The organism is Saprospiraceae bacterium, assembly GCA_016719615.1.
Classification (GTDB): Bacteria; Bacteroidota; Bacteroidia; order Chitinophagales; family Saprospiraceae; genus Vicinibacter.
The window spans coordinates 1,309,085-1,331,487 of sequence record JADJYQ010000001.1 but is presented as its reverse complement, the minus strand read 5'-3'; the positions used below and the strand labels follow the sequence as shown (position 1 = coordinate 1,331,487).

Genomic DNA, 22,403 nt, shown 5'->3' with positions numbered 1-22,403 from the left:
CTCAAGAATTTGAAAATGATTGTTTCACGTTAATAAGAAAATTTTTTCAAGTGAATTCAGGCATAATATATAAAATAATTTCGCCTCAACAAAATTCGAACCAGTCACTAAGTCTATATACTTATGAATAAAATCTTATATTGCTTCTATGTTCCTTACCCGGACTTAACTTCTGCAAAAGTCGCCGGTAAATATTTGGTCGAAAATAAACTTGCAGCATGTATTCAATATTATCCGGTAAACGCTCAGTTTATTTGGAATAAAAAATTGGAAGAAACAGATGAAATCATTCTCATAGCTAAAACAATAAAGTCAAATAACAAGGCATTGCGAAAGGCCATTCGCAAAATGCATCCATATGAAATACCTTGCATCGCGCACTGGGAAGTAAAAGTCAACAAAGAGTATTATAATTGGGTGAAGGCTACAATAAACTATGAATGACTCTAATTGACTGAAATTGTGGATGAATGACTTTGATTGTATAATGATCGATGATGGTATTGCCCATCTAAACTTACAGGCATCAAATCATTTGATTTATCTACTTACAAAGTCTTATGATCCCAAACAATGAATCAATATAATGAGTTGTGAACAAATGCTCCGTGTAAGGTTTTGAAACCATTTTGATTGATCGATGCCTTATTCTTCAGTTGTAATTTGTCGATTCATCAGGAAGGCTTTCAAAAATTCGTCGATATATCCATCCAATACCAATTCAGTCTGTGCTGTTTGATAGCCGGTTCGATGGTCCTTTACTCTGCGGTCATCTAATACATAAGATCGGATTTGCGAACCCCATTCGTTTTTCATTTTAGTAGCTTCTACTTTGCTTTTTTCAAATCTCTGCCGCTCCAATTCCTTTTCATACAATTTTGATTTTAACAATTGAAGTGCCTTTTCACGATTCTGATGTTGCGACCGTTCTTGCTGACATTCGACGACCAAACCACTCGGTAAATGCCGAACTCTGACCGCAGATTCTGTTTTGTTTACGTGTTGTCCACCTGCTCCACTGGATCTAAAAGTATCCCATTCCAAATCTGCAGTATTGATGCTGACTTCTATGCGATCATCGATAAGTGGATGTACAAAAATGGAAGAAAATGAAGTCATTCGCTTTCCTTGTGAATTGTATGGACTGACTCTGACCAGGCGATGTACACCATTCTCACCCTTCAACATTCCGTAAGCATAATCGCCATTGATTTCAAGTTCTGCGGTTTTGATACCGGCTACATCTCCTGCCTGATAGTTGATCTGACTGACTTTGTAACCGTTTCGCTCAGCCCACATCAGGTACATTCGATATAACATTGCAGACCAATCACAGGATTCCGTACCACCTGCACCAGCATTAATTTCTATGACACAACTTAGCTCATCCTCAGGATTATTCAAAGTTGAACGAAACTCAATGTCGTCGAGAATATGCAAACACTCATTGTATTTATCCTCGAGTTCCAACTCGCTGACATCTCCGGATTCAGAAAATTCCCATAAAACCTCCAGATCATTGACAGCAGTTTCAGCATGGATGTAAGAGGACAACCACTTTTTCGCCGACTTGATTTCACGCATAATTTCTTCAGCGCGTTCTGCCTGATTCCAGAAATTGGGATCAAGTGTTTGTTGCTCTTTGTCTTCTATTTGGAGTTTTTTGTGATCGACGTCAAAGAAACCCCCTTAGCTCACCGAGCCTTTTCTTTAAATCTTTGAATTGTTCAATAGTCATGAATAAGATTTAAAACGATGAATGAAAAGGGATTTGACAAAAACTTGCAAATCCCTTTTACTATTTACTTTAATTATTTAATTAGTTTACTTTCTGAACTTCGATGTAAAACATCAATTCAGAATTTCCCGGAATTGTTGGCGGTGCTCCTTCTGCTCCATATCCCAATGCTGCAGGAACAATTAAGGTCGCTTTTGCACCTTCATTCAAATTGGCGACACCTTCATCCCAACCTGGAATGACCTGACCCTGACCCAACATGAATTTAAATGCATCACCTCTTGACCAGGAATCATCAAAACGAGTTCCATCCATCAGGGTGCCATAATAATGTACACTCACCGGCGAACCTGCTTGAGCTTTAGCTCCATTGCCTGCTTCGTGCACGATATAACGCAAACCACTTTCTGTCTTTAAAAGGCTTGCGTCAAATTTACCAGCTTTAAAATCGGCAAGTATTGTTTTTACTTTTTCAGCTACAGCAGCAGCTTCGCCTTGCATGGATACTCTGCGTTCTTCTGCTTTCGCTTGTTCTGCTTCCATGTCAGTTTTATAAGCAGCTTCATCTTTTACATCCACCAATGCAATGTAAAATGAAAGCTTTTCAATATCCTGTATGCCTATTACTTTTTTCATTTCTTCGTCAACAATCTGGTGGACCACTCCACTATCACCCTTTGACATTAAATAAATGGCTTCCAGCATAGGCTGCGCATTTTTGGGCTCCTGTTTTTCAATTTTAGGCAATTTAAAACGGATCAAATCATTTTGCATGGTCGATGAAAACAAGGTTGAATCGCCATTCTTCACATAATAACGAAAATATACGTAATCACCTTCCTTAGGTGAATCGCCGCTTTCATTTTGTATAAACTCAAAATCAAAGCCATTCAAAGTCTTTTGTACAGAATTATTCTGTTTACATCCAGTGATGCCCATAAGCAACATGAATGCTAAAGTTAATGTAAATAAAAAATTTTTCATTGTTATAATTATTTCAGTTAAAATACTCACCAATTTAAGCAATTATTTGGACACCCATTGCTTGCTTCAATTTTACAATGGCTTCTTCAAGTCCTGATTTTGAATATCCACCGGATGCATTTTTGTGCCCACCACCATTAAAATGTTGTTTGCATAGTTGCTGTACGGAAAAATCTCCTTTAGACCTTAATGATAATTTTACAATATTGGGTTGGTTCATCACCAGGGCTCCAACGCGAACATTCTTCAGCATCATCAGATAATTAATGATTCCTTCCGTATCTCCTCTTTTAATATCAAAGGTTCTGTAATCTTCTTTACTAAGCCAAATCAAGCCAAACTCTTGTTCGGGAAAAAGCTCCATGCGGTTGTGAAGACAATGCCCCAATAATTTTAAATATTTTTCAGGCTGACTATTATTGACCAACTCCTGAATTCGGGTGTCATTTAATCCCAAACTCTTAAATTCAGCCAGGATCTGAAATACTTTCGCGCTGGTAGCGTGATGAAAGGATCCAGTGTCTGTCATGATTCCAGTATAAAGACAATCTACGATCAAATTGCTAACAATTTTGTCGGATTGGATAGTCCGGATAATGTCGTATACCATTTCAGATGTAGAACTGGCTTGTTCATTGCTGAATTGGATATCCGCAAATGGCTCCGGATCAATATGATGGTCGATCATGATTTTTGGAACATTTCGCTGTGTCACCATCATTGCCATCTTGTCAATGCGCTCAAGAGAATTGAAATCGAGGCAAAATATCAGATCTGCATTTTGAATGGTTTGTTCCACAACTTTGGGATTCAAATCATAAATCAAAACTTCTGCTGTTTGTGGCATCCATTCAAAATTCACCGGATACTCACTCGGAAATATGACCTTTACATTGTGTTTAAATTGCTGCAGAAAAAGACTTAAACCTAAACTTGAACCTAAAGCATCGCCATCAGGATTTCGATGCGAAAGAATGACGCAATTCTTTGGAGATTGTATAAGATCTTTAAGTTGGCTGATGGCTTCCATAAAGTGGGCAAAATTGCCGAGATTTGATCGTTATTTTTCCTTACTATTTGTTAACAAGAATACAAACTATAGCTTAATCTATTACAAACCTCTTTCCTGCAATAGATTTGCCGCGCAAATAAATCTAAAACATGGGTTCAAGAACTTTTATGATGATCAAACCGGATGCTGTTGAGTCAGGCCACATTGGTGCTATTCTCGATAAAATCCAAAGCGCTGGATTTAAGATCGTTGCTATGAAATACACGAAACTTTCCGCAGAAAAAGCTGGAGAATTTTATGCTGTACACAAAGCTAGGCCGTTTTATGGTGAGTTGGTTGAATTCATGTCCAGAGGCCCCATAGTTGCAGCAATTCTTGAAAAAAGTAATGCCGTTGAGGATTTTAGAAAATTAATCGGTGCAACGGATCCTTCAAAAGCCGAGCCAGGTACCATCCGTGCCCTCTACGCTAAAAATGTAGGCGAAAATGCAGTCCACGGTTCTGATTCAGATGAAAATGCAGCCATTGAAGGCAGTTTTCATTTTGCCGGAACTGAAATTTTCAGCGCAATTTAAAAATAACTCTTTAATAGATTATTGAAGCCTTTTGCTTTTGAATTTAAGGCCTCCTAGTGCTGTTTTCTGTAACGAAGGAAATTCAATATCGCTTCTACTTCTTCATAACTTAATGAATCTACCATGCCATGTGATGTTGAAGATTGCATGGACAATTTTGCCTGATACATATCCAGTTGGGCATTGGTAAAATTGGGAATCTTGTCTTTTCCAGCTGTATTGATTCCATGACACTCCGAACAAAAATCTTTATAAAGTCCTTTTCCTTTATCAAGATATGTGATGAATGAATTTCGTGTATTTGGATGCATTTCGGAAGGCAATAAATACTCACTTCCTTTTTTCGCACAAGCAAGGATAAAAAACAGCAAAAGCAGAAATGAGATTTTTTTCAAAGTCGGAATAATTTTATATTGCTTAATAAACACCACCGGAAATGCGTTGGTTCAATTCTTTGGATTTGCATTCCGGTAATACAGGTGGCAATGGATTTATAACAAGTCGTTCATTTAAAGATTCCAGAAAGTGCACTAATTGCCTTTTTTCTAAATCTGTTAATTGAAGCTGATCCTCCGGCAATGTCTGATGATCCAGTTGGAGTCCTCTGCCTTTACCCCCACCCTTGTTATAAAACTCAATGACTTCCTCCAGACTTTTATAAAGTCCATTATGCATGTAAGGCTTTGTTTTGCCAATATTCCTCAAAGCTCCGGTACGAAAGGCATTTCGCATTTCAGGCACCGGATGGACACCATACCTTCCCTGGTCTGCACTTAGCGCCGTAAAATTGGTATCTACGGGAACACCCAATACTTCAAATTCATTTCCCGTATACGGAGGTTTAATGCCATTAAAATGAGGCGCAAAATGACAAGTGCCACATGCTGCCTTACCCATGAATAAGTTAAATCCCTTTTTGACTTGTTTTGAAACTTGAGTCCTGCCGGTGATGGCCAGATCGAATTCAGAAACAGCGGTATCAAATGAAGTATAATAACTGATGATGGCCTCGGCTACATGTTCAAACGAGAGTTTTTTATCAGAACTATTTTCAACTAACAGTTGTAATTGCTTTTTATAGTCCGGACATGACAGCAACTCTTTCATGGTCGTTTCTTCATCCGCATTCATTTCGTCGACTTTTTGATGAACGGCTTTGAGCTGATCTTTCAAACTTAGGTGAAGCCCATCGTGCATTAATAAATGGTTGATACTTGCATTGATGAGACTTGGAGCATTTCGGCTTAAAATTCCTTTTTGGTCAAAGGCTAAAGGAGCAACGGCATTCGTATCAATAAAAAATTGATTGGGGTGATGACAAGATGCACATGATCTTAAATTATTCCCTGATAAAATAGGATCATGAAAAAGCTGCTCCCCTAATTTTTTCAAATCGTTTTTTGTTGCTAATGTGGCTCTTTTAAATAATGAAAAGTTTTCCTGAGCTCGATACAAATCTTTTGAAAAAATAGAAAGCGCTTTATTGTTTAAGGAATAATCATTGAAACTTTTAGATCGGAGATTTAAGCTATTGATCTGTTGTGCATTTAATGCGTATAGCGGATTTACATAATCTTTAATAAAAGTAAAATGATCAAAATCAGAATAGGAGCTTTGTCCGGAGTTAACAAAAAACAGCATTTTGTAAAACAGATTCATGAATTCCTGAGGCAAGGCAAATGAAGGATACACTCTTGCATAGACTGCATAAATATCCCTTGTGTGGTGAAGTGTTTTTATCAACTCAGGTAGGATTCTTGAAGAATCCGGATTTTCAAATCCACTGGTATAAATTACTGCGAGGTTTAAAATAAACAATCTATTCGCAAAATAGAAATGGGCAGGATCCTTTAGCTGATTTACATTACTATCCTGTTTAAAAGCCTGTACTGCAAAAAGTGACTTTTGTAATAAAGCTTTAATCATTTCAGGATTGGGGTTTTCATCCGTCAGCACTTCTTCAGCAAGAAATAATCCGCCCCCTTCCCTGCGATATGGAGGCTCCCATTTTTCAAATACTTCTACTTCCCACTCTACAGGCAAAACTCCATTAAATTTTCTGTATTGAATGGGATCAACATATCTCCAAAAGAAATCACCGGATTTCAAAGTTTCCCGGGCATTTTTAATAGATTGAAGGATATCTGCCTGATTTGTTTCTAAATTATCACCAACTTTTTGGAGAATAACTTGAATGGAATCTTCGAGCGCAACCAGCTTCTTAGCATAGAGTTCTATGTATTCATTGGATTCAACTAACTCTTGACTTTCGATAGCGCATAAAAAACCATTCCCAGACTTAAAAAAATGTCTTGTGAGTGCTGCAGATCCTATCATTAAAACCAGGCTAAAACTGAGGTAGTAATTTATACTTTTTAAAGGTCTCATGAGTTGCGTTCGAAGATTACAATACTTCCATTACTGGAAGCAAAGGCATTGCATAATTAAGATATTCTCTCAAGAAAAGCTTACTATATAGCACAAATTAACAAAAATTAATATATATATAATAAGTTGGAGAACCAGCTAAACTCCAAATTTTGTTTCTAAAATCCAAAACTGCATTACATATTAAAACGAATTTTAGCACAATTCTGGATCTTAGATGTTTCATAAATATGTTAAATATTTCAAAAATTCAGAAATAAAAATTACCTTTGAAATGACAATTTTAAGACAGAAGTAGAGATAATTTATTGATTAACAAAAAGATATAAATAGTTAAACTTTATATCTGGTCTTGCTTATCATCCAAATGTCTGCTTGTCACGTATTAACCTGAGAAATATGGTTGAAAAACCTGGCTGTCCGGCATTATACCTACATAAGTCATTCCTGACTTATCGGATACCCTATTTCAATTTTCAAATTTCGGTTCAGGAAATTTTTATGATTTCTATTCGATACTATACGCATTGGGCTTGCTTCTTTAGCACGACTCTATTTTCGGTATCTGGCCTTTTGGATTATTTTCAAATAAGGCTTTCAACAAAACTTAAATAACATGAGTTTCACTACCCTTTTGATTTCCAATACTACACAAAATCCCATGACAATGAATCTTCACATTGGCTCAAACCCCGCAGCTAGAAAAACCAATGGTGTTAACAAAATATCACTCCGGCAGAAAATGAAATGCTCTTTATACTATTTTGGACTAATCTTATTAACGCTGGTCTCTACGGCCGACCAAAAGCTAAATGCACAATCCATCAAAAACATGGATGCGGAGGTGTTGGAACAAGTCAAAGGGACTTTGAAAGAAAACGCGAAAATTCTCCGATTTATGGAGAATAAGGGACAATTAGACAATCCAAACGTCCTTTATTATTTGGATGGCAAACAAGGCACTATCCTCATTGAAAAAACAGATTCAGATTCATAGCTGAAGAATATATAAATCACCCTCAAATATCAATGATTCATTTATTTTATGCAAGAAGATCAAGACATTGCAATCGGTCAACACAGTTTTAGCATGTATTTTGATGGCGGCAATTTGGATCCAAATGTGCTCTTGGGTTCACAGCATCGAACAAATTACAACTTTATCAAAGGTCAGGATTCTAAAAAATGGGTATCCGGAGTCAAAGCAGCTACAGATATAACTTTAGAAGATGTTTTCCAGGGAATTGATTTCAGATTTTATAGCGCAAATCATGGAAACTTGAATTTGATTGGATTGTAAAAAATGGCAATTGACTTCAGACCAAATAAAATTAAAGTTTACCGGTCATGATAAATTAAAAATAGACAAAGCAGGAAATCTCGATGTCGGCCTGCGTTTTACAGACGTCAAATTCAATATTCCTGAATCGTATCAGGTCACGCCTGAGGGTAAAAAACTAGTCAGCTTTGAATTCAAGAAAAAATCGGATAACACCGTAGGTTTTGAATGTGATCAAAAATTAAACCCGAAATCTCCGATGGTTATTGACCCTTTTCGTACTTGGGGTACCTATATGGATGGTTGGACCACCCAGTCGCCGGCATTTGATGAGTATTTGTATGCAATTCAACTAGATTCAACAGATATGACCTTGTATTGTGCAGGTTCTACCAACTGGAATTTGCCCACCAATACCGGAAATTACACTGCTGATGGTTATTTGAACACCATAACCGATTTAAATGGCGGACAAATCATTAATCCTTTTGCCGCAACAGTGGTTTACAGAATTAATTTTAATGGAAATGATTTCATGGACCTTACTTGTTTGACCAGATGATAATAATATTGATCAATGGAAATTAAATAATATAGCATATTCACTCAGTTTATCTTAAAATCGCGTATTTGTAGGTGGATATACAACGACCAACATTCCATTAACGGGAACGCCATTTGATGGAGCAAGAACTGCACAAGACGGCTATATTGCTGTATTTTCGAAGGATCTTGGAACATTACATTATTCAACTTACTTAGGTAGTCCAGGTAATGAAACATTTGGTGTTACTTCTATCCAAGCTATCAATGACAGTTCATTTGTTTGCGGATTTACACCAGATGACAGCGATGGTTACATTGGAGTCTTAAGTAGTAATGGTCAAACCATGGAGTATCTAGACGAAATCGGTGGTAGTGCAAACAATTTAAGAGATAGAATTTTTGATATTGAATATTATAGCGATACCCTCTATTGGACGGGCTCAGTAGAATCTGGCTTTCCAACTTCTGCAGGGGCATATGATGTCACTATTAATGGCGGAAGAAAGATGTTGTGTCATAGTTGGTCGAGCCCCGTTGCTGGAACTGCAGGCTATCATGCAACGTTTTATGGCGGAAGGGCAGCAGAACTTGGGAATGGAATTAAACAAGTCTCTTCAACTGGTTGTGGTGGAACAACCAATACTTTTATTTTAGTTTGGGGTACAATTTCGGGCAATGGAACTCCAACGCTTAACATTAACAATGAGGCATTCTATGATGCGAGTATAATGGTGGCCAAGATATGTTTTTTGCAGGATTTCAAAAATAGTTTAGACAGCTTAAAATTTGGTACTTATGTTGGTGGAACTAATAATGACTACCTAGGCAATATTGGGGATCCTCGTGGTGCCAACCATCTTTGGGTAAGTGGAAGTAATATTTACGTAGGAACTACCACACACAGCAATTCCGGCCATACTCCAACTATTGTTGGCGGAGGGCCTCCGGGAGGTTTTGATGTCACCAAATCAAATGGAACCAATGATTCTCACGTCATTTTTGAAATTGAATTGGCATCTGTAGTCGTTTCAGATTTTGGAGATGCCCCAATTTCACTTGGACGACCATTGCATACCCTAGATTGTGAAAATTTATATATTGGAGAATTATTGGACGATGAATCGGGTCCCCAAAATACAAATGATGCCAGAGGTGATAATGATCTAAATCTCGATGATGAAGATGGCGTTGCCAATCCGCCGGCATTCTCTGGTGGAGGTCCTCAAACGATAACTGTAACCATAGACAGTATCCGAAATTCTACTGGTGAAACTGCAACCCTTTATGCTTGGATTAATTTAGATGGTAGTTCCCGATTCGATGCTGCTGAAATTCAAACTGCTACTATTATGGACGGCCATTCAGGTCCGGTAACCTTGACATGGACAAACGTAACAGTAAGTGGCGTAGATACCAACAAATATTTGCGGATTCGCTTAACAACAGACGTCCTTGCAGATGATGGTTCCACCAATTTCGATGAACGTGCAAACACTTCCGCTGTTGACGGTGAAGTAGAAGACTATCGTTGCGTCCAAATGGATTGTCCTGATCCAGTTGAAATTCAGGCCTGTTTATCACAAGACAGCATCAATTCATTATTCAATACCTGGCTGGCAAGCGTAACGGGCGGCGGTGGCTGTGACGGTACCATAACCAACAACAACAATGGAGCACCTTCCTTTTGCGGAGAAACCAAAACAGTTACATTTACCTATAACAGCACTTGCGCGCCACTGACTTATACTTGTAACTCAACTTTTGCCATTTTCGATTCAGTGGGAGTCCCTCCAGTAGTGCTTGTTTGTGCAAGCAATCATACAGAAGCTTCCTGCCAATCCCAATCGACAATCAATGCAGCCTTTACTGCATGGTTGGCAACTGCCAGCGTTTCAGGTGGTTGTAATACCTCCCTCAGCAATAATAACAATGGTGCACCGTCTGCTTGCGGTGGCTCGAAAACAGTCATTTTTACAGCAAACAGCGGATGCGAAGCCCCTGTGACTTGTTCGGCAGTATTTACGGTCACTGCTGCGCCTCCTATTAATTTAATGTGCCCATCCAACAACACACAAGCAGCTTGTCAAACACAAGGAACCATCGATGCAGCCTATACGGCCTGGTTAAACAGCGCAACATATAGCAATGGATGTATAGGAACCAGCATTTCCAATAATGGTGGTTCAGCTCCTTCCGCTTGCGGTGGCTCTAAAACGGTAACCTGGACTGCTACTAACACTTGTGAGGTTTCCAGTTGTTCGGCTGTATTTACAGTAACCGCTCCAGCATCTGTTAGTATAACGTGTGCGGGCAATAATACGCAGGCTTCATGTCAAACCCAGGCAGCAATTGACGCTGCATATACCTCATGGTTAGCCACAACTACTTTTTCAGGTGGTTGCAATGCATCCATCTCCAATAATGGCGGTGCAGCACCTTCAGCCTGCGGTGGTTCAAAGACTGTAACATGGACCGTGACTTCAAGTTGCGATGTCAATAAGACCTGTTCTGCAGTTTTTACAGTAACGGCTGCCCCACTCCTGACTTTATTCTGCCCGATAAACGTTACAGAAGCTGCTTGCCAGACTCAAGCCAGCATCAACACAAAATATTCCAACTGGTTGAACTCAGTAAGCTCGATGGGTGGATGTAGTGTTTCCATCAGCAATAATAATCCCGGAACCCCTTCAGCCTGTGGAGGTTCTGTGACTGTTACTTTCACAGCCACTAGTAGTTGCGAAGGCCCAAAAACTTGTAGTGCGGTATTTACGGTCACCGCAGCTCCTAATCTGGTTGTGACCTGCGCTACAAATAACACACAAGCTGCTTGTCAAACCCAAGGCACTATAGACGCTGCATATGCTGCATGGTTAGCGACAACTACTCTTACCGGTTGTTGTAATGTTTGCCATTCAAATAATGTAGGTGCTGCCCCACCAGCATGTGGTGGCTCAAAAACGGTTACATGGACGGTTACTTCTTCCTGTGCAGCTACTGTAACTTGCTCCGCAGTTTTTACTGTAATAGCTGCCCCGGTTATCAATCTTACCTGTGCAACGAATAACACCCAATCTGCCTGTCAATCACAATCAGCGATCAATGCAGCCTATACTGCCTGGTTAGTCACGACTACATTCACAGGTGGTTGCAACGCCACAATTAGCAATAATGGTGGTCGCGCTCCTCTGGCCTGCGGTGGTTCAAAAACAGTAAGCTGGACGGTCACTTCATCTTGTGAAGTCGATAGAACTTGCTCGGCAATATTTACCGTTACAGCTGCGCCAACGGTCACCCTCAATTGTGCAACAAATAATACGCAACCGGCTTGTCAATCACAAGCAGCCATTGATGCTGCTTATGCAACTTGGTTGGCCTCGGCTGGTTTTTCAGGTGGCTGTAGTGCAGCTATTTCTAATAATGGTGGCTCTGCTCCGCTTGCTTGCGGAGGTTCAAAAACAGTGACTTGGACCGTAACATCTAGCTGTGAAGCCAATGTTACATGTTCTGCAGTGTTTACAGTGACCGCAGCAACCACAGTAGCATTAACTTGTCCATCAAACAATACACAAGTTGCTTGCCAGACACAGGCTGCAATAGATGCCGCATATTCAGTATGGTTGGCTACCGGAAATTTTACAGGTGGATGTAATGCCATGATTTCAAATAACGGCGGCTCCGCACCTCTCGCCTGTGGAGGTTCTAAAACGGTAACCTGGACGGTAACCTCAACATGTGATGTTACCAAAACCTGTTCAGCTATTTTTACAGTTACGGATGCACCATTAGTCGTTTTAAGCTGTCCTTCCAACAATACTCAGTCTGCCTGTCAGACACAGGGAGCCATCGATGCTGCTTATGCCGCTTGGTTATCTACTGCAACTTTTACAGGTGGTTGTAATGCATCCATGAGCAATAATAGCACCGGAGCCCCTGCTCGCTTGTGGGGTTCTAAAACTGTTACCTGACGGTAACTTCAAGCTGTGATGTCACCAAAACATGTTCGGCCGTATTTACGGTTACCAACGCACCGGTTGTAGTTTTAAACTGCCCTGTAAATGTATCTGAACCTGCATGTCAATCTAAAGCTGTAATAGAGGCCAAGTTTGCAACATGGTTGGCTTCAGCCAATTTTTCAGGTGGTTGCAACGCCACCATGACGAATAATAATAGTGGCGATTTTCCTCCATGTGGTGGTGGAAAAACAGTAACATTTACGGTAACCAGCACTTGTGAGCCTCCGGTAACTTGTTCTGCCTCATTTACAGTTGAATTCGACACGATAGTGCCAACATTTACCAAACCTGCAAACATCACACTCTATAAAGGTTCTGTAAATCCAGACACTGCAACTTTGGTCAATTACAATTTTAATGCCGGTAGCAGTTATGATGATTTATGCCCGGAATTATTTGCCGGTGTTGCTTCAGAAGTTGATGCAAGTTCAAATAGTTTTAAAACAGATATAGGTGTTGCAAGTGGCAGTTTTGCTTTTACACAAAATGCGATTGGCGGAAGTGCTTTACTCGTCGATTCATCGCACACCTCCGGTCATTGGCAATTTAATTTAACCGGCGAAAATCTTCCGAAAGCAACGGATATTGCCGTTTATGTTCAAGCCAGAAAAAATGGGACTAACAGCGCCGACAGTTTAAAACTACAGTATAGTCTCAATGGCACCATCTGGACTACTTTTAGAACAAGAGCACTTACTTTAGCCAGCTGGATACAGGATACAGCTACAATATCAGGGGTTGCAAATCCTGATTCATTATTTCTGCGCGTAACATATTCAGGTGGAAATGCAGGAGCCAATCCAAAATCCCTTTTATTGGATAATTTCCAGGTGCGCGCCAATGTGTGTTGTACTTTTGACGCATCTCCAAATATGGCAGGAGATGTAACGGATGAATTTGATACGTGTAATCCGGATATACAAGCTACGTATTGTGATTCCATCATTAACTCTCCTTGCGAAGGCTCGCATGTCATATACAGAACCTGGACTTTGATGGATAGTTGTGGAAACACAGCTCCTTCACAGGTTCAAACAATAACGATCAGCGATAGCACAAGACCAGAATTTATTGTACCCGCTAATGTCACCATTTATCAGGGTACCGCAACTGTCGATACATTCACACTTGTCAATTACGATTTTAATAACGGAACTTCTTATTCAAACTTATCACCTAAATTACACTTTGGCATTACTTCTAAAATTGATACGACTTCAAATGATTTCAAATTAGATAGTGGGACAGTCACGGGAAATTTGGCCTTTACAAATAACCCTATTGCAAGATGGGCCTTGCGCGTAGATACTTCCAATAATCCGGGTTATTGGCAATTCAATATCAAAGGAAATACGCTTCCAATTTGTTCAGAATTTGAAATATACACACAGACTTATAAGAAAGACCCCAATAGTTCAGATACCATCTATTATTACTACAGTATTGATAGCGTGATTTGGAATAAATTTCACCAATACCAAACTACACTCGACGTTTGGGTTCAGGATACTGCGAAACTCCCGATTACCACCAGCATTTCAAACCTGTACATACGGGTCACTTATTCCGACACAACTGGTCCAGAGCCATCTGTATTGTTATTAGATAATTTCCAATTGCGCGCGATCATAGAATATGATTCCTGTAGCGTGAATCCATCTCCCGATATAACAGGCTATCCAACTGATTTGGAAGACAATTGTGATACAATCCCAAGCCTCACTTATGTCGATGAAATTGTACCCGGAGATTGTCCCGACAATTACGTCATCGAAAGAAACTGGATCGCGTATGATAATTGCGATAATACCAGAACCGAAACCCAACTTATTACAATATTAGATACTTCAAAACCAAGTATCACTTGCCCTGATGATATTGTTACCATTGATTGTGAAGCCAACACCAGTCCCGATTCAACTGGTTTTGCTGAAGCAACTGATTTATGTTCTGAAGAAGTTGCAGATATTATGTACTCAGATAATATTGTAGCCGGTACATGTCCTGGTGACTACACCATTCAAAGAACCTGGACTGCCACAGATTCTTGCGATAATATGGTCTCTTGTGTTCAAATCATCAATGTAGATCCCTTGCCTGGTCCAACGATTTCTTGTCCGAATGATACAACTGCAGGTCCTTGTCAAACTCAGGCCGCCATTGATGCTGTTTATTTAGCATGGTTGGGCCAAGGAGATTTTGATGGCGGCTGCGATGCCGAAATTTCAAATAATGGGGGTTCTGCTCCTTCCGCATGCGGAGGAACTAAAACAGTTACCTGGACGGTTACCAGTGATTGTTCAAGCCCTGTTACTTGTACCAGAGTTTTTACGGTAACTGCTTCTTCAACTGTAGTTTTAACTTGCGCTTCCAATAATACCCAAACTGCCTGTCAAACCCAAGCAAGCATTGATGCAGCTTATGCATCTTGGCTGGCAACAGCTAGTTTTACCGGAGGTTGTAATGCGATGATCTCCAACAATGGTGGATCCGCTCCTCCAGCTTGCGGTGGTTCAAAAACGGTTACATGGACCGTCACTTCCACTTGCCAGGCAAATGTCACTTGTTCAGCAGTATTTACAGTGCCTACTGCATCTGCTGTAAATCTTAGCTGTGCCACAAATAATACACAGGCTGCATGTCAAACACAAGCAGCCATCGACGCAGCTTATGCAAGCTGGTTGGCATCTGCGACTTTCACAGGAAGCTGCAATGCCATGATCTCAAACAACGGTGGATCAGCTCCATTGGCATGTGGTGGTTCAAAAACCGTAACGTGGACGGTTACCTCAAGTTGTGAACCAAATATCACCTGCTCTGCAGTCTTTACTGTAACGGATGCTCCGGATGTCGTTTTAAATTGTGCTTCCAACAACACACAAGCTGCATGTCAAACACAAGCAGCCATAGACGCAGCTTTTGCATCGTGGTTAGCTACTTCAACATTTACAGGTGGATGTAATGCAGCCATTACAAACTCAGGTGGAACAGCTCCACCGGCTTGCGGAGGTTCCACTACGGTAACTTGGACTGTTACCTCTTCATGCGAACCTAATGTGAGTTGTTCGTCTGTTTTTACGGTTACCAATGCACCTGTCGTTAATCTCACTTGCGCAACCAATAACACCCAGGCTGCTTGTCAAACTCAGGCAGCTATCGATGCAGCGTATGCAACTTGGTTAGCTTCTGCTACATTTACGGGTGGATGTAATGCCGTAATTTCTAATAATGGTGGTTCCGCCCCACTCGCATGCGGAGGCTCAAGCACCGTAATCTGGACAGTCACTTCTTCATGTGAAGCAAATGTCACTTGTTCGGCAGTGTTTACGGTAACTAATGCACCTTTGGTAAATCTTACTTGTGCTAGTAATAATACACAGGCAGCCTGTCAAACTCAAGCTGCAGTAGATGCTGCATATGCAACTTGGTTAGCTACTGCTACATTTACAGGTGGATGTAATGCCATGATCTCCAACAATGGCGGTTCTGCTCCTCCTGCCTGTGGTGGTGCAAAAACCGTGACCTGGACTGTAACTTCATCTTGCGAATCTCCGGTAACCTGTTCTGCTGTATTTACGGTTACAAATGCACCTGTTGTTAATCTCACATGCGCTAGCAACAATACACAAGCAGCTTGCCAAACACAGGCAGCTATAGATGCAGCATATACAACTTGGTTAGCTTCTTCAACATTTACAGGTGGTTGCAATGCCATGATCTCCAATAATGGTGGATCTGCTCCTCTTGCTTGCGGTGGTTCAAAAACAGTAACATGGACTGTTACTTCTTCATGCCAAACAGATGTGACTTGTTCTGCCGTGTTTACAGTAACGACTGCACCTGTAGTCAATCTTATTTGTGCTACAAATAACACTCAAGCAGCATGTCAAACACAAGCAGCAATAGATGCAGCTTATGCGGCATGGTTAGCTACTTCAACATTTACGGGTGGTTGTAATGCGATGATCTCCAACAATGGCGGATCCGCTCCTCTAGCTTGTGGTGGTTCAAAAACTGTTACATGGACTGTTACTTCTTCATGCGAATCTCCTGTTACATGTTCTGCAGTATTTACAGTAACAACCGCGCCAACCGTTAATCTAACTTGTGCAACAAACAATACTCAGGCAGCCTGCCAAACACAGGCTGCTATCGATGCAGCTTATACAGCCTGGTTAGCTACTTCAACATTTACGGGTGGTTGTAATGCGATGATCTCCAACAATGGCGGATCCGCTCCTCTTGCCTGCGGTGGTTCAAAAACCGTTACATGGACTGTTACTTCTTCATGCCAAACTCCGGTGACTTGTTCAGCTGTATTTACGGTAACAGCGGCACCGACAGTAAATCTTAGCTGTGCAACAAATAATACCCAGGCAGCGTGTCAAACACAGGCAACTATCGATGCAGCATATACTGCTTGGTTGGCTACATCAACATTTACAGGCGGTTGTAACGCTGTTATATCCAATAATGGAGGATCTGCTCCTCCGGCTTGCGGTGGTTCAAAAACAGTGACTTGGACGGTCACTTCTTCCTGTCAAACTCCTGTTACTTGTTCTGCTGTATTTACAGTCACGACTGCACCAACCATTAACCTTACCTGCGCCACTAACAACACTCAAGCGGCATGTCAAACGCAAGCTGCTATAGATGCTGCCTATACAGCATGGTTGGCTACAGCCACTTTTACAGGAGGCTGTAATGCAGCCATTTCAAATAATGGTGGTTCTGCTCCTCCGGCTTGCGGTGGATCAAAAACGGTGACTTGGACGGTAACATCCAGTTGCCAGGCGAATGTCACTTGTACGGCAGTTTTCACGGTTACAAATGCACCAAATGTGGTACTCACATGTCCGACAAATAATACACAAGCTGCTTGCCAAACTCAAGCTGCAATAGATGCAGCATATGCTACTTGGCTAACAACTGTTAGTTTTTCTGGAGGTTGTAATGCAGCCATTTCAAATAATGCCGGAGCGGCGCCTGCCGCATGCGGAGGTTCTATTACGGTGACCTGGACCGTCACTTCCAGTTGTCAGGCGAATGTCACTTGTACGGCCTCATTTACGGTGACCAATGCACCAAATGTGGTACTCACATGTGCTTCTAACAATACACAAGCGGCTTGTCAGACTCAAGCTGCTATTGATGCAGCTTATGCATCTTGGCTAAATACAGCTACATTTACCGGCGGGTGCAACGCAGCTATATCCAATAATGGCGGATCCGCGCCACCTGCATGTGGAGGTTCAAAAACAGTCACCTGGACCGTAACTTCTTCTTGTCAGGCCAATGTTACTTGCTCTGCAGTATTTACAGTGACTGCTGCACCAACGGTTAATATTTCATGTGCCCCCAATCGGGTAAGGCCATCATGTCTGACGCAGACCAATATCAACAATAATTTTGCGGCCTGGCTCCTGCTCACAACTTTCAGCGGGGGTTGTAATGCCACTATTAGCAATAACAACGGAGGTCCACCTGATAGATGTGGCGGTGTGACCACTGTAACCTGGACGGTTACTTCCAGTTGTCAAACACCTGTTACTTGTTCCGCTACTTATACAGTAACGGCAGCTCCACCAGTTGTCCTAACATGTGCAACTAATTTAACAGTTGCCGCCTGCCAAACTCAAGCCGCAGTTAATACTGCTTTTACAAACTGGCTAGCCACAGCTACCTTTACTGGTGGTTGTAATGCTACACTTAGCAATAATAATACCGGAGCTCCTCCAGCATGTGGTGGTTCAACAACCGTAATTTGGACAGTTACAAGTTCCTGCCAGGCAAATGTTACCTGTTCAGCGGTCTTTACAGTAACCACAGCGCCGACAGTTGTTTTAAATTGCCCTTCCAATCAAACGGAAGCTGCTTGCCAAACACAAGCAGCCATCAATACTGCCTTCACCAATTGGCTTGCAACAGCCAATACTTCCGGTGGGTGTAATGCAAGTATGTCAAATAATAATACCGGAGCACCTCCGGCCTGCGGTGGTTCAACAACAGTCACCTGGACCGTGACTTCGAGCTGCCAGGCAAACGAAACCTGCTCTGCCGTATTCACCGTCACGAATGCTCCAATTGTCAACCTAACTTGTGCAACAAACAATACACAGGCTGCTTGTCAAACACAAGCTGCGATTGATGCCGCCTATACGACCTGGTTAACTACAGCCACTTTCACCGGTGGTTGCAACGCTGTTATATCTAATAATGGCGGGTCCGCTCCTCCGGCCTGTGGAGGTTCAAAAACAGTAAGCTGGACAGTTACTTCAAGTTGTGAAGCCAATGTGACCTGTTCCGCTGTATTCACAGTTACCGATGCACCGGTCGTTGTACTTAATTGTCCAACAAACAACACTCAAAATGCTTGCCAAACACAGGCTGCAATAGATGCAGCATTTGCAACTTGGCTAACAACTGTTAGTTTTTCTGGAGGCTGTAATGCAACCCTAACCAACAATAGTATGGGAGCACCTCCGGCTTGCGGGGGTTCTACTACAGTAACCTGGACGGTCACATCTTCGTGTGAAGCAAATGTGACTTGTTCTGCTGTATTTACGGTTACAGATGCACCGGTCGTTGTACTCACTTGTCCTTCCAACCAAACCGTGGCAGCTTGTCTGACTCAAACGGCTGTGGATGCTGCTTATGCGACTTGGTTAACAACCGTTAGTTTCTCTGGTGGTTGCAATGCAGCCATCTCCAACAATAGTATGGGTGCACCTCCGGCTTGCGGCGGATCAACAACTGTAACCTGGACCGTAACTTCAACCTGCGAAACTTCGGTGACCTGTTCTGCTGTATTTACTGTAACAGATGCCCCGGTTGTCGTTCTCAATTGTGCAAGCAATCAAACTGAAGCCGCTTGCCAAACACAAGCAGCCATAAATGCAGCTTTTATTGCATGGTTAAATACCACAACATTTACTGGTGGTTGCAATGCGATGATCTCCAACAGCGGAGGATCTGCTCCGCCTGCTTGTGGTGGTTCAACTACTGTTACCTGGACGGTCACATCCTCATGTGAGCCAGATGTGAGTTGTTCGGCTGTATTTACAGTAACCAACGCTCCAATAGTCAACTTGAGCTGTGCTACAAATCAAACGGAAGCTGCTTGCCAAACACAAACAGCTATAAATAATGCTTACACTGCATGGCTTTCTACAGCAACATTTACAGGCGGATGCAATGCAGCCATTTCAAATAATGGCGGAGCTGCTCCTCCTGCTTGTGGAGGAAGTAAAACTGTAATTTGGACAGTAACTTCTACTTGTGAAGCCAATGTTACTTGCTCTGCTGTATTCACTGTTACTGCGGCCCCACTTGTCAATCTTACTTGTGCGACAAATCAAACTGAAGCTGCTTGTCAAACACAAGTTGCTATCGATGCTGCTTATGCCACATGGTTAGCTACTGCAACTTTTACAGGTGGTTGTAATGCCATGATTTCCAATAACGGTGGTTCAGCTCCTCCAGCCTGTGGTGGTGCTAAAACTGTAATTTGGACAGTAACATCAAGCTGCGAAGCCAATGTTACTTGTTCTGCTGTATTCACAGTTACTACTGCACCTACTGTAGTTTTAAATTGCGCCAATAATCAAACCGAAGCTGCTTGCCAAACTCAAGCTGCCATCGATGCTGCATATGCAACTTGGTTAGCTACAGCAACATTTACTGGTGGTTGTAATGCTACCATTTCCAATAATGGTGGTTCCGCTCCTCCGGCTTGCGGCGGTTCAAAAACAGTGACCTGGACCGTAACTTCTACTTGCCAGACAGATGTTACTTGTTCTGCTGTATTCACCGTATCCAATGCTCCACTGGTAAATCTTACTTGTGCTACCAATCAAAACGAAGTCGCTTGTCAAACACAAGCTGCCATCGATGCTGCTTATGCAACATGGTTAGCCTCAGCAACATTTACGGGTGGTTGTAATGCTATAATTTCCAATAATGGTGGTTCCGCTCCGCCGGCTTGCGGCGGTAGTAAAACAGTGACCTGGACCGTTACATCAAGCTGTGAAGCTGATGTCACTTGCTCCGCTGTATTCACAGTGGCAGATGCTCCTTTGGTTACATTGACTTGTCCGGCCAACCAAACAGAAGGACCTTGTCAGACCCAAACAGCCATCAACAATGCATACAATACTTGGCTAACAACCGTTAGTTTTTCTGGTGGTTGCAATGCAGCCATCTCCAACAACAGTCCTGGAGCGCCGCCGGCTTGCGGTGGTTCCGTTACCGTAACTTGGACCGTTACTTCTTCCTGCGAAGCAGATGTTACTTGTTCGTCTGTATTTACCGTCACCAATGCTCCGGTCGTTGTACTCACTTGTCCTTCCAATCAAACCGTGGCAGCTTGTCTGACTCAAACGGCTGTAAACAATGCATTTAATGCTTGGTTATCAACTGTTAGTTTCTCTGGCGGTTGTAATACAAATATTTCAAACGACAATACAGGTGCGCCTCCAGCATGCGGGGGCTCCACTACTGTGACGTGGACTGTTACCTCATCATGTGAAACTCCAGTGACCTGTTCAGCTGTATTTACAGTTACAGATGCTCCTGTAGTCATTTTAACTTGCCCAAGCAACCAAACGGAGGCTCCTTGTCAAACCCAAACAGCCATCAATAATGCATTCAATACATGGTTAACAACTGTTAGTTTCTCAGGCGGTTGTAATGCCATGATCTCCAACAGCGGAGGATCTGCTCCGCCTGCTTGTGGTGGTTCAACTACTGTTACGTGGACGGTCACATCTTCATGTGAACCAGATGTGAGTTGTTCTGCCGTATTTACGGTAACCAATGCACCTGCCGTTGTACTTAATTGTGCTTCCAATCAAACAGAAGCTGCTTGTCAAACACAAACAGCTATCAATAATGCATTTACTGCATGGCTTGCCACCACGACTTTTTCAGGTGGTTGTAATGCAGCGATTTCCAATAGTGGCGGAGCCGCTCCTCCTGCTTGTGGAGGTTCGACTACCGTAATCTGGACTGTCACTTCTTCATGTGAAATCCCGGTAACTTGTTCAGCAGTATTCACTGTTACCGCAGCTCCACTTGTCAATCTTACTTGTGCAACAAATCAAACTGAAGCTGCTTGTCAAACACAAGCTGCCATTGATGCTGCTTATGCGACATGGTTAGCTACAGCAACTTTTACAGGTGGTTGTAATGCCATGATTTCCAATAACGGTGGTTCAGCTCCTCCAGCCTGTGGTGGTGCTAAAACTGTAATTTGGACAGTAACATCAAGCTGCGAAGCCAATGTCACATGTTCTGCCGTATTCACAGTTACCACAGCACCTACAGTTATATTAAATTGCGCTAATAATCAAACAGAAGCTGCTTGCCAAACACAAGCTGCTATCGATGCTACATATGCAACTTGGTTAGCTACAGCAACATTTACTGGTGGTTGTAATGCTACCATTTCCAATAATGGTGGTTCCGCTCCTCCGGCTTGCGGCGGTTCAAAAACAGTGACCTGGACCGTAACTTCTACTTGCCAGACAGATGTTACTTGTTCTGCTGTATTCACCGTAACTAATGCTCCTCTAGTAAATCTGACTTGTGCTACCAATCAAAACGAAGGCGCTTGTCGAACACAAGCTGCCATCGACGCTGCTTATGCAACATGGTTAGCTACAGCAACATTTACTGGTAGTTGTAATGCTACCATTTCCAATAATGGTGGTTCCGCTCCACCGGCTTGCGGCGGCAGTAAAACGGTGACCTGGACCGTAACATCAAGCTGTGAAGGTGATGTCACTTGCTCTGCCGTATTCACAGTGGCCGATGCTCCATTGGTTACATTGACCTGTCCGGCCAACCAAACAGAAGGGCCTTGACAGAC

General features: G+C 42.0%; 12 protein-coding genes. 7 read left to right on the top strand and 5 right to left on the bottom strand.

Annotated elements, in window-relative coordinates:
• The first annotated feature begins 123 nt into the window (after positions 1-123).
• Positions 124-444, top strand: coding sequence for a divalent-cation tolerance protein CutA (locus IPM92_05445; protein MBK9107827.1), 321 nt, complete (start codon positions 124-126; stop codon positions 442-444).
• A 201-nt stretch (positions 445-645) separates the two neighbouring features.
• Here the strand turns inward: IPM92_05445 and prfB are convergent.
• The 3 genes from prfB to IPM92_05430 all read right to left on the bottom strand — a co-directional run bounded on the left by prfB (position 646) and on the right by IPM92_05430 (position 3,752).
• Positions 646-1,738, bottom strand: a protein-coding gene (gene prfB / locus IPM92_05440; protein MBK9107826.1) for a peptide chain release factor 2 whose coding sequence is annotated in 2 segments (ribosomal slippage) — positions 646-1,677 and positions 1,679-1,738 — 1,092 coding nt in all. Because the reading frame shifts where the segments join, the coding sequence is not laid out codon by codon here.
• 81 nt (positions 1,739-1,819) lie between these two features.
• A complete protein-coding gene (locus tag IPM92_05435) occupies positions 1,820-2,722 on the bottom strand; it encodes an FKBP-type peptidyl-prolyl cis-trans isomerase (protein MBK9107825.1) in 903 nt (300 codons plus the stop codon).
• Positions 2,723-2,756: 34 nt separating this feature from the next.
• On the bottom strand, positions 2,757-3,752 hold the full coding sequence (locus tag IPM92_05430) for a DHH family phosphoesterase (protein MBK9107824.1): 996 nt from the start codon (positions 3,750-3,752) through the stop codon (positions 2,757-2,759).
• A 131-nt stretch (positions 3,753-3,883) separates the two neighbouring features.
• Here IPM92_05430 and IPM92_05425 point away from each other — a divergent pair, with 131 nt between their 5' ends.
• Positions 3,884-4,309, top strand: coding sequence for a nucleoside-diphosphate kinase (locus tag IPM92_05425; protein ID MBK9107823.1), 426 nt, complete (start codon positions 3,884-3,886; stop codon positions 4,307-4,309).
• Positions 4,310-4,362: 53 nt separating this feature from the next.
• On the opposite strand, the gene IPM92_05420 is transcribed toward IPM92_05425, so the two are convergent.
• Together IPM92_05420 and IPM92_05415 are read right to left on the bottom strand one after the other, a co-directional pair.
• Positions 4,363-4,704 carry a hypothetical protein gene (locus IPM92_05420; protein ID MBK9107822.1) on the bottom strand — a complete coding sequence of 114 codons (342 nt, stop codon included), beginning with the start codon at positions 4,702-4,704 and terminating at the stop codon, positions 4,363-4,365.
• Positions 4,705-4,726: 22 nt separating this feature from the next.
• On the bottom strand, positions 4,727-6,697 hold the full coding sequence (locus IPM92_05415) for a cytochrome C peroxidase (GenBank protein MBK9107821.1): 1,971 nt from the start codon (positions 6,695-6,697) through the stop codon (positions 4,727-4,729).
• Positions 6,698-7,313: 616 nt separating this feature from the next.
• Here IPM92_05415 and IPM92_05410 point away from each other — a divergent pair.
• The 5 genes from IPM92_05410 (at position 7,314) to IPM92_05390 (ending at position 22,398) form a co-directional block, all read left to right on the top strand.
• Entirely contained in the window at positions 7,314-7,694 is a 381-nt protein-coding gene (locus IPM92_05410) for a hypothetical protein (protein MBK9107820.1), read from the top strand.
• Between the two features lie 48 nt (positions 7,695-7,742).
• Positions 7,743-7,997, top strand: a complete 255-nt coding sequence (locus IPM92_05405) for a hypothetical protein (protein ID MBK9107819.1) — start codon at positions 7,743-7,745, stop codon at positions 7,995-7,997.
• Entirely contained in the window at positions 7,987-8,538 is a 552-nt protein-coding gene (locus IPM92_05400; GenBank protein ID MBK9107818.1) for a hypothetical protein, read from the top strand. The genes IPM92_05405 and IPM92_05400 overlap by 11 nt, the downstream gene beginning before the upstream one ends.
• A gap of 328 nt (positions 8,539-8,866) precedes the next feature.
• Positions 8,867-12,487 (top strand): hypothetical protein, encoded by a 3,621-nt coding sequence (locus IPM92_05395; protein MBK9107817.1) that lies wholly within the window; start codon positions 8,867-8,869, stop codon positions 12,485-12,487.
• Positions 12,488-12,636: 149 nt separating this feature from the next.
• Positions 12,637-22,398, top strand: coding sequence for a hypothetical protein (locus tag IPM92_05390; GenBank protein ID MBK9107816.1), 9,762 nt, complete (start codon positions 12,637-12,639; stop codon positions 22,396-22,398).
• The last annotated feature ends 5 nt before the right edge of the window (positions 22,399-22,403 follow it).